Raw genomic sequence first — 13,695 nt, 5'->3', positions numbered from 1 at the left:
ACGAACAGATTGCAGACCGTGGCTTAATCCTCGTACAGGCTCACTGCGCCACTTGGCCGACATCCAACGCCTTGGGCAGCAGCTTGTTCTGGTAGAACAGGTCGGCAGTCGCCTGCTGGGTCTGGATCACGGCGTTATCCACAGGCCGTACGGGGGAGGGTGGGCGGTTGTCCACATAACGCTCGACCACTGACTCCGGCAGCTCCATGGACTGGGCCAGCACTGCGATGCTCTGTGCATGCTCGGTGCGAGTCAGCGCCTCCGCGCTGCTGAGTTGGTCCAGCAGGTTGTGGATAAACTCGCCGTTGGCCTGGGCATAGGCGCGCCGTGCGGTGTAGATCGGCCCGCCCAGACCCAGGCCGCTGCCATCGGCCAACAGCCGCGCATGACCCTGGCTCAGGGCCAGCGACGAGTAGGGTTCCCAGATTGCCCAGGCGTCGACGCTGCCTTGTTCGAAGGCCGCCCGGGCGTCGGCCGGGCTCAGGTACACCGGCTGAATGTCCCGATAGCTCAGGCCAGCCTTGTTCAGCGCCCGCAGGATCAGGTTGTGCGAGCTGGAGCCTTTCTGAAAGGCGACCTTCTTGCCTTTGAGGTCGGCGACCTGAGCGAACGTACTGGTGTCCTTGACCAGCAAGGTCTCGGCCTGGGGTTTGGCCGGCTCGGCACCGATGTACACAAGGTCCGCGCCCGCTGCCTGCGCGAACAGCGGCGGGATATCGCCCGTGGCCGCTACATCGAGGCTGCCGATGTTCAAGGCCTCGAGCATCTGCGGGCCAGCGGGAAATTCGATCCACTGGATCTGGGTCTGCCCGAAGCGTTTTTCCAGCAGGCCATGCTGCTTGGCCAGGACCAGGGCAATCGAGCCTTTCTGATAGCCGATGCGCAGCGCCGCCGGATCGGCCAGAGCGGCGCCAGCCAGGCCCAGCAAGGCCAGTACGGCGCCCACGCGAGCGAGTGTCTTCATGTGATCGATCCCTTATTGCGCAGTCGAGGGTTTTTCCCAGAGGTTGATGCCGCCTTCCACCGCATGGCGGTCGATCTCGGCCAGTTCCTCGGCGCTGAAGCTGAGGTTGTCCAGTGCGCCGACGTTTTCGATGATCTGCTCGGGACGGCTGGCGCCGATCAGGGCGCTGGTCACGCGGCTGTCGCGCAGGGTCCAGGCCAGGGCCAATTGCGCCAGGCTCTGGCCGCGGCGACGGGCGATTTCGTTGAGCGCGCGAACGTGGGTCAGGTTGGCCTCGCTCAAGTGCCCAGGCAGCAACGAGCCGCCGCCGGGACGGTTGACCCGTGCATCGGCCGGCACGCCTTGCAGGTACTTGTCGGTGAGCAGCCCTTGCGCCAGCGGCGTGAAGGCAATGACACCGGCGCCCAGTTCGTCGGTGACCTGCAGCAGGTCGTTCTCCACCCAGCGGTTGAGCAGGTTGTAGGCAGGCTGGTGAATCAGCAGCGGCACCTTCCACTCCTTGAGCAGGGCGGCGATCTCACGGGTCTTGACCCCGGAATACGAGGAAATGCCGATGTACAGCGCCTTGCCCTGTTGCACCGCCGTGGCCAGGGCACCGGCGGTTTCTTCCAACGGCGTGTCGGGGTCGAAGCGGTGCGAGTAGAAGATATCCACATAGTCCAGGCCCAGCCGTTGCAGGCTCTGGTCGAGGCTGGCCAGGATGTACTTGCGCGAGCCGCCGCCCTGACCGTACGGACCGGGCCACATGTCCCAACCGGCCTTGCTGGAGATGATCAGCTCGTCACGGTAGTGCTTGAAGTCCTCGCGCAGCAGACGGCCGAAATTGATCTCGGCACTGCCATAGGGCGGGCCGTAGTTATTGGCCAGGTCGAAGTGGTTGATGCCCAGATCGAAGGCGGTGCGCAACAAACTGCGCTGGGTGTCGATCGGGGTGCTGTCGCCAAAGTTGTGCCACAACCCCAGGGACAGTGCTGGCAACACCAGGCCGCTACGGCCGACACGGCGGTAGGGCAGGCGCTGGTAGCGATGTTCGGCAGCGATGTAGGTCATGGAAAGCCTCGCTTCAAGGTATGTCGAAGGGCGCCAGATCAGCGCCCATTGATTTCGGGCAGGCCCAGATGCTCACGCAACGTGGTGCCTGTGTAGTGGGTGCGGAACAGGCCGCGGCGTTGCAGTTCGGGCACCACCTGGCGTGCGAAGTCTTCGAGCCCGCCGGGCAGATGCGGCACCAACACGTTGAAACCATCGGCGGCGCCGTTCTGGAACCATAGCTGCAATTGGTCGGCGATCTGCGCCGCAGTGCCGATAAGACTGAAATGCCCACGCCCCCCGGCGATTCGGCGACCCAGTTGCGCCAGGTTGAGGTGCTCGCGCTCGGCCAGTTCGCTGAGCAGTTGCTGACGGCTACGCTGGCCGCTGTCGGTCAGGGGCAGCTCGGGCAGCGGTCCGTCCGGCGGGTAGCCGGACAAGTCGAAGTTGCCCAGCATGCGGCCCAGCAGCGCAACCCCGACCTCGGGTTGCACCAGGTCCTGGAATGCTTCGAACTTGGCCTGCGCCAGGGCCTGGGTTTCGCCGACCACCACGAACACCCCAGGCATGATCTTCAGCTCATCGGCGCCACGACCGAATGTGGCCGCGCGGTTCTTGAGGTCGGCGTAGAACGCTTGCGCGGCGGCCAACGAAGGCTGCGCGGTGAAGATCACATCGGCGGTCCGTGCCGCCAGCGCGCGGCCGGCTTCGGACGAACCGGCCTGCACCACCACCGGTCGCCCTTGCGGTGAGCGGGCGACGTTGAGGGGGCCCTTGACCTTGAAGTGCTCGCCGACATGGTTCAGCTCGCGGCGCCCGGCCGGGTCGTAGTATTGGCCGCTGGCCTTGTCGCGCACGAAGGCATCGGCGCTCCAGCTGTCCCAGAGACCCGTGACCACCTGATGAAACTCCTGCGCCCGGCTGTAGCGCTCGGCGTGGCCGATGTGTTCGGCGCGGCCGAAGTTGCCGGCCTCGGCCGCGGCGTCCGAGGTCACCAGGTTCCAGCCGGCGCGGCCACCGGACAGATGATCCAGCGAGGCGAACTTGCGCGCCACGTGATAGGGCTCGTTGTAGCTGGTAGTGACCGTACTGATCAGGCCGATGCGTTCGGTGACCACGCTCAGGGCCGAGAGCAGGGTCAATGGTTCGAAATGGTCGGAGCGGGCCATCTGGCTGGCGCTGTCGCCGGTGGCTGCTGCCACGCTGTCGGCCAGGAACAGGGTGTCGAAGCAAGCCGCCTCGGCCACCTGCGCCAGGTGCTGGTAATGCTGGAAATCGAGCCCGGCATCGGCCGGCACCTGGGGATGGCGCCAGGCAGCCACGTGGTGCCCGGTGGCCATCAGAAAGGCACCCAGTTTCATCTGTCTGGCGCTCATGTCAGAAATCCTTGCGCAGTTGCACGCCGAAGTAGCGCTCGTCATCACGAGGCACGGCGCGGTAGATATAGCCGCTGCCACTGGCCAGCATCGGCGAGTAGGACTTGTCGGCCAGGTTCTTGCCCAGCAGCGCGACACGCCAGCCATTGGTGTAGTCGGCCAAGGCGATGCTGGCATTCCAGATGCCATAGGCACCTTGCTTGGTGTCCGGGTTCTGGCTGATGTCGTACTGCACTTCACTCTGCCAGCTGTAATCGGTCCCCAGCTCCACATCCAGGCCATTGGCCAATGGAATGCTGTAGTCGGCGCGCACGTAGCTCTTCCAGTCGGGGCTGTAGGGCAGGGTCTTGCCGTCGACGTTGCAGGAAGCGGCCGCGCCGGCCGGGCAACTGAACTGATCGATGCGCGCACGGGTGTAGGCCAGTGCGCCGGACAGCTTGAGGTTCTGTGTGGCCTGCAGGGCGTAGTCCAGCTCGACGCCCTCGGTGCTGACGCTGCCGGCGTTGATCAGTCGCGTCACCACCTGGTTGGCCACGGTGTCGAAGAAGTTCGCCTGGTAGTTGTCGTACTCGCTGTGAAAGACCGCCACGTTGGTGGTCAGGCGGTTGTCCCAGGCGCTGGCCTTGATCCCCGCTTCCCAGGTGTTAGAGGTTTCCGGCTTGAGCGCGTCGGTGTCGCGCGGCTGCATGTTGAAGAACACGTTGTAGGCAGGGCCTTTGTACCCGCGTGAATAGGTGACATAAGCCATGACGTCGTCACTGAGGTCGTACTGCACGCCCAGTCGTCCGGACCAGCCATCCTCATCCACCGAGCCTGAACTGCGGGTGCCCGGCTGGATGCCGCTGACGGTCGTGGCCGAGGTCGACACGCGACGGTGATCGTATTCCAGGTCGTCGTGGGTCCAGCGCAGGCCGGCGATGCCGCGCAGCCGCGAGGTGAAGTTGAGGGTGGTCTCACCGAAGGCAGAGTAGCTGTCGCTGGTGGTGGTGTAGTCGGCCACGCCGCGCTGGCTGCCGGTCGGTGTCACCAAGGTGCGGCGGTAGGTTTCGTCGTCCTTGCCGTGCATGTAGAACAGCCCGCCGACGTACTCCACGAACTCACCCTTGGGCGAGGCCAGGCGGACTTCCTGTGAGTACTGGTCGTAGCTCAGGTCGCCCTTGTCTTCCGTGCCGGGAAAGGCGCTGGTGATGGTCGCCAGGCGGTCGCCGTCCTGCCATTGGGTGTTGTTCCAGCCGCGCCAGGCGGTGATCGAGGTCAGGGTGTAGTCGCCCAGGTTCCAGTCCAACTGGGCCGACAGGCCTTTGTTGATGTCCTCGACATGGCTGCGGTAGTCGCTGGCGATATCACGGCTGTGGCCGCTGGCCGACACAGGCGCCAGGGCGCCCGCGAACGCGGGAGTGAGTGCCTTGCTGACGACGCCATTGGGCGCGTCGTCGTGGCTCTGCATGTAGTCGGCGGCCAAAATAAGCGTGAGGTCGTCATTGGGGGTGAACTCGAGCTTCCCCCGCACGCCCTTGCGGTTGTAGCCATTGACTTCGTGACCATTGGCGCGGTTGTCGACGTTGCCGTCGTAGCTGCCGAACAGCGTGGTCAGCGAGCCCTTGAGGGTGTCGGGGATCAGGCTGCCACCGATACCGAAGCGGGTGCGGCTTTCGTTGCCGCTGTAGTACGACTGGTCGATGTAGCCGTGGGTCTCTTCGGTGGGCGCCTTGGTCACGATGTTCAACACGCCGGCCGAGGCGTTCTTGCCGAACAGCGTGCCTTGCGGGCCGCGCAGCACTTCGATGCGTTCCAGATCCAACAGGTCCAGGGTGGCCTGGCCGGGGCGCCCGTACACCACGCCATCGATGACCGTGGCCACGGTGGGCTCCACGCCGGGTGAGGTGGAAATGGTGCCCACCCCACGGATGAACAGCGAGGTGTCCTTGTTCGAGGCGCCGGTGCGGAAATTCAGGCTGGGCACCTGTTGCACGATGCTCGCAACGCCGTTGCGGTTGTCCCGTTCCAGCTGCTCGCCGTCGACCACCGACACCGCCACCGGCACTTTCAGCAGCGACTCGGCGCGCCTCGTGGCCGTGACCGTGACGGCCTGCAGGCTGACCGACTCTTCATCGCCCTGAGCGGCAAAGGTGGGCATTGCGCCCAGGGCGATGGCCGCAGCGACGGCCTGGGACAATACGGAAGTCTTGATTGCGAAAGATTGACGCTGTGGCATGGCGGGTCGCTCGAACAGGGGCTGGACATTGTTTTGATTGGCGCAGCATTCGCTCGAGCGAGTAGCAGACAGGTCAGCTGGTTAGCGCTAACATGGCGAATAGTGGCGATGAACGCTTATACGGTCAAATACCGTAATTTCTACCGTTTATGGTTATTAGTTATTAGAGGCAGGCAGATGACCGATCCCAAGCATCAGCGCAAGCGCCGTGGTGCTGGCCGCGTGACACTGGCCAGTGTGGCCACCCACGCGGGGGTCTCTGCCATGACCGTATCGCGGTATTTCAATCGACCGGACCTGGTATCGGACGAGCATCGGCAGCGCATCGCCCAGGCGGTGACGGAGCTGGGTTATGTTCCCAATCTGGTGGCCGGAGGGCTGGCGTCGGCGCGGGGCAAGATCGTCGGCATGGTCATTCCGAACATTTCCGGGCCGATCTTCGCCCATACCATTCAAGGCTTCAGCGATACCTTGAGCAGGCATGGCTACCAAGTGCTGCTGGCGTCCAGCTATTTCAGCGCCGAGCAGGAGGAGAACGCTGTGCGTGCCTTCCTTGGCTGGTCGCCTGCGGCCTTGGTGCTGACCAGCCACTTCCACAGCGTCGGCACCGAGAAGATGTTGGCCCAAGCGCAGATACCGCTGGTGGAAACCTGGGACTATCAACCCGAACGCGCGCCGATGCAGATCGGCTTCTCGCATGCTCAGGTGGGCGTCACTTCGGTGCGCTATCTGTACGGCGAAGGCTACCGGCGCATCGCCTTCGTCCAGAACAGCGCAGCGGGCGACTTGAGTGCACTCGAGCGTCGAGACGGCTATGCCGCGACGCTGGCCGAGCTGGGCCTGGAACCCCAGGTGTTCGCTCCCGATCCCTCCTTGGCGCCTTTCGAAGCCGGCAAACAGGCCCTGCATGCCCTGATGGCGAGCCCGACCCCTCCGGATGCGATCATCTTCGCCAACGACAACCTGGCCGCCGGCGGCTTGCTGGCGGCCCAGCGCGCCGGGCTGCGCATTCCACAGGATTGCGCGGTGATGGGCTTCGGCGACTACCCCTTCGCCGAAATGCTCCTGCCCAGCCTGACCACCATCAGGCCGCCTGCGCTGCAGATTGGCGTGTTGGCAGCGACTCGTGTCCTGCAAAGCCTGGGCATCATCGAGAGCGAGCCGCCGCATCTGGAGCTGCTCGACTGCGAACTGGTGGCGCGGGAGAGCAGTTGATACGCAAAGCGGCCTTCGACTTCGCACCTGCGTTTGAAAATGACACACAAGAATGCATTAGCTAACACGTCGGGCTAGGCTAGACTTAACATGCATCGCATGGTTTTGCCTTGCACAGATCGTTTGTCCTGCCAAGGGAGTCGCCACCAATGGCCATCCACAACATTCACGACGCCAAGAGCAATCTGTCGCGCTTGCTCGAACAAGCCGCAGCCGGTGAAGTGGTGGTCATCGCCAAGGCCGGCAAGCCCATTGCCAAGCTGGTGGCCTATGATGCGCCAGAGCCGCGCGAAGCAAAGCGTATCGGTTTCATGCTTGATCTTGTGGTTCCGGAAGACTTTGATGAGCTCGACAATGAGGTCACCAATCTCTTCGAGGGCAAGGTGTGAAGTTACTGCTCGACACGCATATCCTGATCTGGGTCGCCAAGGACAGCCCAATGCTTTCCTCAAAAGCTCGATCCTTGATCGCCAATCTGGATCACGAGGTTTACTTCAGCGCGGCAAGCCTATGGGAAGTGGCTATCAAAAACGGCCTCAGCCGCAGCGGCATAGTGATCGATACGGTGGGTCTGCGCCGTCAGCTATTGCTCAATGGCTACCACGAACTGCCGATCACGGCAGCCCATGGCATGGCCGTTGAAAAGCTGCCGCCCATTCACCGCGATCCATTCGACCGCCTGCTGTTTGCCCAAGCCACTCTGGAAAGCATGCAGCTACTGACGGCCGACGCACTGTTGAGTCAATACGGCGCACCCGCGTTGCAGGTTTGAGCCTTGCTACCCAAGAAGCTCGATATGCAGATATTCGGCCACGCTCTGTGCGCTGGCGTTCTTCAGGTAGGGCACGCGACCCAGGCAAGGGGCCGGCAGGCGTTCGGCCAGGGTGGCGAGGTTGTCTTCCAGGCGTGAGGTTTTCGGTTCGATGATGTTGGCCACCCAGCCGGCCAGTTGCAGGCCGTCGCGGGCGATGGCTTCCGCGCTCAGCAGCGCATGGCTGATAGCGCCAAGGCGCACGCCCACCACCAGAATCACCGGCAGCTTCAAGGCAATGGCCAGGTCCGACAGATTGGCCTGGTCGGACAGCGGCACGCGCCAGCCACCAGCGCCTTCGATCAGGGTGAAGTCGGCCTGCCGGGCCAGCACCTCACGCATGGGGGCCAAGAGCGAGCCAACGGTGAGGGCCACGCCGGCCTCGCGGGCGGCGATGTGGGGTGCGATTGCGGGTTCGAAGGCGACCGGGTTGATCTGCGCGTACTCAAGCTTGAGCGAGCTCTGGGCCATCAAGGCCAACGCGTCGCTGTTGCGCAGGCCCTTGGGGGTCACCTCGCAACCCGAGGCAACGGGCTTTGCGCCCAGGGTGCTCAGGCCCTTGAGGCTGGCAGCGTGCAGCAGGCCGGCGGCCACGGTGGTCTTGCCGATGTCCGTGTCCGTACCGGCGATGAAATAGGCGCTCATCAGGATTGTCCTTGCTCGACGGGTTTGCGCAGCACAGCGTAGACCACCTGGTAGGTGGCTGGCAGCCCCTGGGGTGCACGAAAGGCTTCATAGGCCTGCAGCAGACCGAGCATGCGCACGCGGCCGGTCAGGCCGTCGGGGCGACCGGGGTTGAGGTTGTGTGCGCCCAAGGCCTTGAGCTCATGGGTCAGGCCGCGCACGTCGGCGTAGTGCAGCACATGGGGCACGTTATCCAGGCCCAGCACCTCCAGGCCGCTGTCCGCACACAGGCGTTGGTAGTCGGCGAATTCACGGAAGCGGTTGACGTGCACTCGGCCATCCACCGCTCGCCAGCTTTGCCGCAGCTCGTGCAGCGTGCCCGCGCACAGGCTGGCAAAGGCCAGCACGCCGCCGGGCTGCAAGGTTCTGCGAGCCTCGGCGAGCACGGCGGCGAAGTCACTGCACCATTGCACCGCCAGGCTGGAATAGATCAGACCACAGCTGCCGTCGCGCAACGGCAGCTGCTCGGCATCGCCAGCCACATGCCAAGTGGCACCACCCTGTACCCGCGCGTGGCTGAGCATGCCTTCGGCGATGTCCAGCGCCACACCGACGCCGCTTGGAAAACGCTGGGCCAGAACACGGCTGAAGTAGCCGGTGCCGCTGCCCAGGTCGAGCCATTGCCAGGGTTGCAGGCCGTCTGGCAGTCGAGTGAGCAATGAGTGACCCACGTCCCGCTGCAATTGCGCGACGCTGTCATAGCTCGCCGCCGCCTTGGAGAACGACGCCGCCACCAGCCGCTTTTCCGGCAACCCGAGCGCAGTCTCCCGCCTCACCTCACCCCCTGTAGCAGCGGCGCAAGCCGCGTCATCTGCTACCTCAACGCCTGCGCCAAGCACAATCCCGTTCCTCTCACTCATGCACAAAGGCCCCAATTGCACCGGCGACCCTATCCGGGTCTTCCAGCATGAACCCATGGCTGGCCCGCTCGACCACGCCGAACTGGGCCTCCGGCACCAGCTTGCGCAATGCACTCACTGCCCCGACGGGCACCAGCGAATCGCTCCCGGCAAACAGGTGCAGTTGCGGCCCGGCAAACGCCTGCAACGCGGCACGAGTATCCAGCTCCGCGAGCACGTGCAGGCCCTCGACCAACGTCTGTATCGAAGCCGGCTCAGCAACCGCCAGTCGCCGAGAAAGCCCGCGCGGATCAGCAGCGCCTTGCGCACAGAACGACGCGAAGCGCTTCAGCAGGGTTTTCGGATCCGCCTCGCAAGCGGCCAGAAACGCTTCGAACGTCTCAGCGGGCATTGCATCCGGCCAGTCGGCGCGGGCCACGAAACAAGCGTTGCTGGCCAGGGTCAACAGGCCGGGGCAGCGTTCACCCCGGCGCGCCGCGAGCTCGGCGGCAAGCATGCCCCCCAGCGACCAGCCACCCAGCCAGACACCGTCCGGCACGCATGCGTCGAGCGCATCCAGCCAACCAGATAGCCCCGCCGAGTCTGGCGTGGGCAAGGGTTCGATCTGCACCGGCACGGGTTCAGCGAGCTGCTGCAGCGCAGCGACCAACGGCTCCAGGGCACCGGTGCCCAAGCCCCAGCCGGGCAGCAGGATCAGACGATCAGACATGTTCGGCTCCCAGCAGCGGGTAGCATTCAGCCAGCGCATTGAGCAATTGCTGGACCTGGGCACTGCTGTGCGCTGCCGAAAGCGTCACCCGCAACCGCGCACTGCCGGCAGGCACGGTCGGCGGACGTATGGCCGTGACCAACAATCCGCGCTCCCGTAACAACTGAGACAAGCGCAAGGCACGTCCGGCATCGCCGACCAGAATCGGCTGAATGGGCGTGAAACTGTCCATCAAGGTCAGGCCCAACTGGGCGGCGCCGTATCGGAACTGGGTGATCAGGCTCGCCAGGTGTTCGCGTCGCCAGTGTTCGCTGCGCAGCAGTTGCAGGCTGCGCAAGGTGGCGCAGGCCAGCGCCGGTGGCTGGCTGGTCGTGTAAATGTAGGGCCGAGCGAACTGCACCAGGGTCTCGATCAGTTCCTCGCTGCCAGCCACGAACGCGCCTGCGGTGCCAAAGCCCTTGCCCAGGGTACCGACCAGTACTTGCACATCGTCCATCCCTAGCCCGAAATGCTCGACGATACCGCCGCCGGTAGCGCCCAGGGCACCGAATCCGTGGGCGTCGTCGACCAGCAGCCAGGCGCCCTTTGCCCGCGCAACGGCGGCCAGTCGTGGCAGCTCGGCGAGGTCGCCGTCCATGCTGAACACGCCATCGGTCGCCACGAGCGTGTTGCCGACGGCTTTGGCCAGGCGTGTTTCCAGGCTGGCGGCATCATTGTGCAGATAACGGCTGAAGCGCGCGCCGCTGAGCAGGCCGGCGTCCAGCAGCGAGGCGTGGTTGAGACGGTCCTGCAACACGCTATCGCCTTGCCCCACCAAGGCAGTGACCGCCCCCAGATTGGCCATGTAGCCGGTGGAGAACAGCAACGCCCGTGGGCGCCCGGTGAATTCAGCCAGGGCTTCTTCCAGCGCATGGTGAGGGCTGCTGTGGCCAACCACCAGGTGGGACGCTCCGCCCCCCACGCCCCAGCGCTCGGCGCCCTCGCGCCAGGCCTTGATCACGTCGGGGTGGTTGGCCAGACCCAGATAGTCGTTGCTGCAGAAGGCCAGCAGCGGTTGGCCATCGACCACCACGCGCGGCCCTTGCGGGCTTTGCAGCAATGGACGCTGACGATAGAGGTCGGCGGCGCGGCGCTCGGCCAAGCGCGCGCTGAGGTCGAAGGGCATGCAGGCCTCGAATGGCAGTGGGTGAACGCCGGCCGCTTGGGCCGGCGCAGGGTCAGGCGGAGGCAGCGTCGTAGAAGAGGTCGCTGCTCTTCTGTTCGACCAGGGCTTGTTCGATGGCCGCTTGATGGACTTCGTCAGCGTGTTCTTCGCGCGCTTCTGGGGCGATCCCGAGGCGGGCGAACAACTGCATGTCCTTGTCCGCCTGCGGGTTGGCGGTGGTCAGCAGCTTGTCGCCGTAGAAGATCGAGTTGGCCCCGGCCAGGAAGGCCAGTGCCTGCATCTGCTCGTTCATCGCCTCACGCCCGGCGGACAGACGCACGTGGGATTGCGGCATGAGAATGCGGGCCACGGCCAGCATGCGGATGAAGTCGAACGGATCGACATCCTCGGCGTTCTCGAGCGGGGTGCCGGCGACCTTCACCAGCATGTTGATCGGCACCGACTCGGGATGCTCCGGCAGGTTGGCCAACTGGATCAGCAGCCCGGCGCGGTCGTCCAGCGACTCGCCCATGCCCAGAATGCCGCCCGAGCAGATCTTCATGCCGGCGTCGCGCACGTGGGCCAGGGTCTGCAGGCGCTCGCTGTAGGTGCGGGTGGTGATGATGCTGCCGTAGAACTCCGGCGAGGTGTCCAGGTTGTGGTTGTAATAGTCCAGCCCGGCCTGGGCCAGTGCCTTGGTCTGGTCTTCGTCCAGCCGGCCCAGGGTCATGCAGGTTTCCAGGCCCATGGCCTTGACCCCGGCAACCATCTGCAACACATACGGCATGTCCTTGGCCGAGGGGTGCTTCCAGGCTGCGCCCATGCAGAATCGCGTCGAACCGATCGCCTTGGCGCGGGCGGCTTCTTCGAGCACCTTCTGCACTTCCATCAGCTTTTCTTTTTCCAGCCCGGTGTTGTAGTGCCCCGACTGCGGACAGTATTTGCAGTCCTCAGGGCAGGCGCCGGTCTTGATCGACAGCAGGGTCGAGACCTGAACCCGATTGGGATCGAAATGCGCGCGATGCACGCTTTGCGCCTGAAACAGCAGGTCGTTGAAAGGCTGCACGAACAGCGCCTTGACCTCGGCCAGGGTCCAGTCGTGACGAACGGTTGCAGTTGTACTGGCGCTCATCGGCGATTCCTTGTTTATGCTCGGTCAAGTCCAGGACACGGAATGTCCATGGGCGCAACGCGGCTATTGAGTCGAATGCGGGCATGATTAAGGAAGCGCCATGTACTGTCAACCTGCTGTCAATACCTCGGTTTACAAGTGGATAAAAAGTGATCAGTCCTGCTTGCTGTGTGATGGCGCTTCGGGTAACCCCTATGCGCTCTGCGAGGCCTGCGAATGCGATCTGCCCTGGCTGGACGAGCAATGTGTGGTGTGTGCCCTGCCGCTGGCCATGAGCGGATTCACCTGCGCCCCGTGCCGGCGCCGTCCGCCCGCCTTCGAGAAGGTGGAAACCCCCTGGCATTACGGTTTCCCCGTCGACAGCCTGATCACGCGTTTCAAGCACAACAGCCAGTGGCCCTACGGGCGCCTGCTGGCAGAGTTGACCAGCCACTGGCTCGACCACCGTTTCAACGAGGATCTGCCGCGCCCGCAATTGCTGATCCCGGTGCCCATGGGCCGCAAACGCCTGCGCAAGCGCGGTTTCAACCAGGCTGAAATGCTCGCTGGCTGGCTGTCCAGGGCGCTGCATATCGACTGCGATTCGACCCTCGTTCAGCGCGCGCTCGAAACACGAGCCCAGCAGGAACTGGGTGCCAAGGCGCGGCTGCACAATCTGCAACACGCTTTTTCCGTGATGCCTGACGCGAGGCTGGAAGGGCTGCACGTGACCCTGGTCGACGACGTGATCACTACTGGCGCCACTGCCCAGGCCTTGGCGGTGCTGCTGCGCAAGGCCGGCGCCGCGCGCGTGGACGTCTACTGTCTGGCGCGCACGGCCAAGGCCGAGTAGCCTTGAACCATGACCTTGTCCCCTTTGCTGGCCCAACACATCGCACGTCGTCCGCAACGCATCGAGCTGCTGCGGCATATTGCCGAGCAGGGTTCGATCACCCGCGCCGCCAAGGCCGCCGGCCTGAGCTACAAAGGCGCCTGGGACGCCATCGACGAACTCAACAACCTGGCTCACACGCCCCTGGTCGAGCGCGTCGTGGGCGGCAAAGGCGGCGGGGGCGCCCGACTGTCCGAGGAAGGGCAGCGCATGCTGCGCCTCTACCAGAAACTTCAAGCGCTGCAGGCGCAGGTCCTCGAAGCCGCCGAAGACGCCAACGACCTGGACCTGCTCGGCCGACTGATGCTGCGCACCAGTGCACGCAACCAGTTGCATGGCCGCGTGAGTGCCATCGAGGCGCAAGGTCGCAACGACCACATCACCCTGGATCTTGGCGCAGGGCTGAACCTGCGTGCCCAGATCACCCACGACAGCACGCAAACCCTTTCGCTGGCCCCGGGCGCCGGGGTGGTGGCCTTGATCAAGGCCGGTTGGCTCTGCGTGTTGCCGGTGGAGGTCGCCGGTGTCCCCGGTCACAACTGCCTGCAAGGGCTCCTGGAGCAGGTCCTGCTCCAGGACCAGGGGCCCTGTGAAATGCGCATCGGGCTGGCCAATGGGCAGACCCTCTGCGCACTGTCTCCGCTCGGACCGGTCCGAGAGGGCGAGCCGGTCAATGTCTGGTTCG

At 64.6% G+C, this 13,695-nt stretch carries 14 protein-coding genes; 5 read left to right on the top strand and 9 right to left on the bottom strand.

What is annotated here, in order from left to right:
- Positions 1 to 40 precede the first annotated feature (40 nt).
- Genes B2V21_RS02430 through B2V21_RS02415 form a run of 4 tightly spaced genes read right to left on the bottom strand, consistent with a single transcriptional unit; the run spans position 41 to position 5,506 of the window.
- The gene (locus tag B2V21_RS02430; RefSeq protein ID WP_286915932.1) at positions 41 to 964 is read right to left on the bottom strand and encodes an aliphatic sulfonate ABC transporter substrate-binding protein; all 924 of its coding nucleotides are present in this window, start codon (positions 962 to 964) and stop codon (positions 41 to 43) included.
- A 12-nt stretch (positions 965 to 976) separates the two neighbouring features.
- Positions 977 to 2,014: an L-glyceraldehyde 3-phosphate reductase gene (gene mgrA, locus B2V21_RS02425; protein WP_286915931.1), complete on the bottom strand. Its 1,038-nt coding sequence runs from the start codon at positions 2,012 to 2,014 to the stop codon at positions 977 to 979.
- 38 nt (positions 2,015 to 2,052) lie between these two features.
- Positions 2,053 to 3,369, bottom strand: coding sequence for an LLM class flavin-dependent oxidoreductase (locus B2V21_RS02420; protein ID WP_286915930.1), 1,317 nt, complete (start codon positions 3,367 to 3,369; stop codon positions 2,053 to 2,055).
- Between the two features lies 1 nt (position 3,370).
- Positions 3,371 to 5,506, bottom strand: coding sequence for a TonB-dependent receptor (locus B2V21_RS02415; protein WP_286915951.1), 2,136 nt, complete (start codon positions 5,504 to 5,506; stop codon positions 3,371 to 3,373).
- A gap of 255 nt (positions 5,507 to 5,761) precedes the next feature.
- On the opposite strand from B2V21_RS02415, the gene B2V21_RS02410 reads away from it, so the two are divergent.
- The 3 genes from B2V21_RS02410 (at position 5,762) to B2V21_RS02400 (ending at position 7,571) form a co-directional block, all read left to right on the top strand.
- Positions 5,762 to 6,799, top strand: coding sequence for a LacI family DNA-binding transcriptional regulator (locus B2V21_RS02410; RefSeq protein WP_286915929.1), 1,038 nt, complete (start codon positions 5,762 to 5,764; stop codon positions 6,797 to 6,799).
- Between the two features lie 149 nt (positions 6,800 to 6,948).
- Positions 6,949 to 7,188: a type II toxin-antitoxin system Phd/YefM family antitoxin gene (locus B2V21_RS02405; protein ID WP_049862084.1), complete on the top strand. Its 240-nt coding sequence runs from the start codon at positions 6,949 to 6,951 to the stop codon at positions 7,186 to 7,188.
- Positions 7,185 to 7,571 (top strand): type II toxin-antitoxin system VapC family toxin, encoded by a 387-nt coding sequence (locus B2V21_RS02400; protein WP_049862083.1) that lies wholly within the window; start codon positions 7,185 to 7,187, stop codon positions 7,569 to 7,571. Before B2V21_RS02405 ends, B2V21_RS02400 begins: the two co-directional genes overlap by 4 nt.
- 6 nt (positions 7,572 to 7,577) lie before the next feature.
- On the opposite strand, the gene bioD is transcribed toward B2V21_RS02400, so the two are convergent.
- From bioD to bioB, 5 genes are all read right to left on the bottom strand, one after another.
- Entirely contained in the window at positions 7,578 to 8,258 is a 681-nt protein-coding gene (gene bioD, locus B2V21_RS02395; protein WP_049862082.1) for a dethiobiotin synthase, read from the bottom strand.
- Positions 8,255 to 9,070: a malonyl-ACP O-methyltransferase BioC gene (gene bioC / locus B2V21_RS02390; RefSeq protein ID WP_286915928.1), complete on the bottom strand. Its 816-nt coding sequence runs from the start codon at positions 9,068 to 9,070 to the stop codon at positions 8,255 to 8,257. Before bioC ends, bioD begins: the two co-directional genes overlap by 4 nt.
- Positions 9,071 to 9,146: 76 nt before the next feature.
- Positions 9,147 to 9,863, bottom strand: a complete 717-nt coding sequence (locus B2V21_RS02385; protein WP_286915927.1) for an alpha/beta fold hydrolase — start codon at positions 9,861 to 9,863, stop codon at positions 9,147 to 9,149.
- Positions 9,856 to 11,028, bottom strand: coding sequence for an 8-amino-7-oxononanoate synthase (bioF, locus tag B2V21_RS02380; protein WP_286915926.1), 1,173 nt, complete (start codon positions 11,026 to 11,028; stop codon positions 9,856 to 9,858). The genes B2V21_RS02385 and bioF overlap by 8 nt, the downstream gene beginning before the upstream one ends.
- Positions 11,029 to 11,080: 52 nt before the next feature.
- Positions 11,081 to 12,139: a biotin synthase BioB gene (gene bioB, locus B2V21_RS02375; RefSeq protein ID WP_122743987.1), complete on the bottom strand. Its 1,059-nt coding sequence runs from the start codon at positions 12,137 to 12,139 to the stop codon at positions 11,081 to 11,083.
- A gap of 100 nt (positions 12,140 to 12,239) precedes the next feature.
- Here bioB and B2V21_RS02370 point away from each other — a divergent pair, with 100 nt between their 5' ends.
- The gene (locus B2V21_RS02370; protein WP_286915925.1) at positions 12,240 to 12,971 is read left to right on the top strand and encodes a ComF family protein; all 732 of its coding nucleotides are present in this window, start codon (positions 12,240 to 12,242) and stop codon (positions 12,969 to 12,971) included.
- Positions 12,972 to 12,980: 9 nt separating this feature from the next.
- Positions 12,981 to 13,695 (top strand): TOBE domain-containing protein (locus B2V21_RS02365; protein WP_286915924.1); only part of this gene is annotated, 715 nt, incomplete at its 3' end.

The sequence above is a fragment of the Pseudomonas sp. UBA6276 genome, assembly GCF_002438365.1.
Taxonomy (GTDB): domain Bacteria; phylum Pseudomonadota; class Gammaproteobacteria; order Pseudomonadales; family Pseudomonadaceae; genus Aquipseudomonas; species Aquipseudomonas coleopterorum.
The sequence above is the reverse complement of the archived record's forward strand: the minus strand, read 5'-3'. Positions and strand labels throughout refer to the sequence as shown.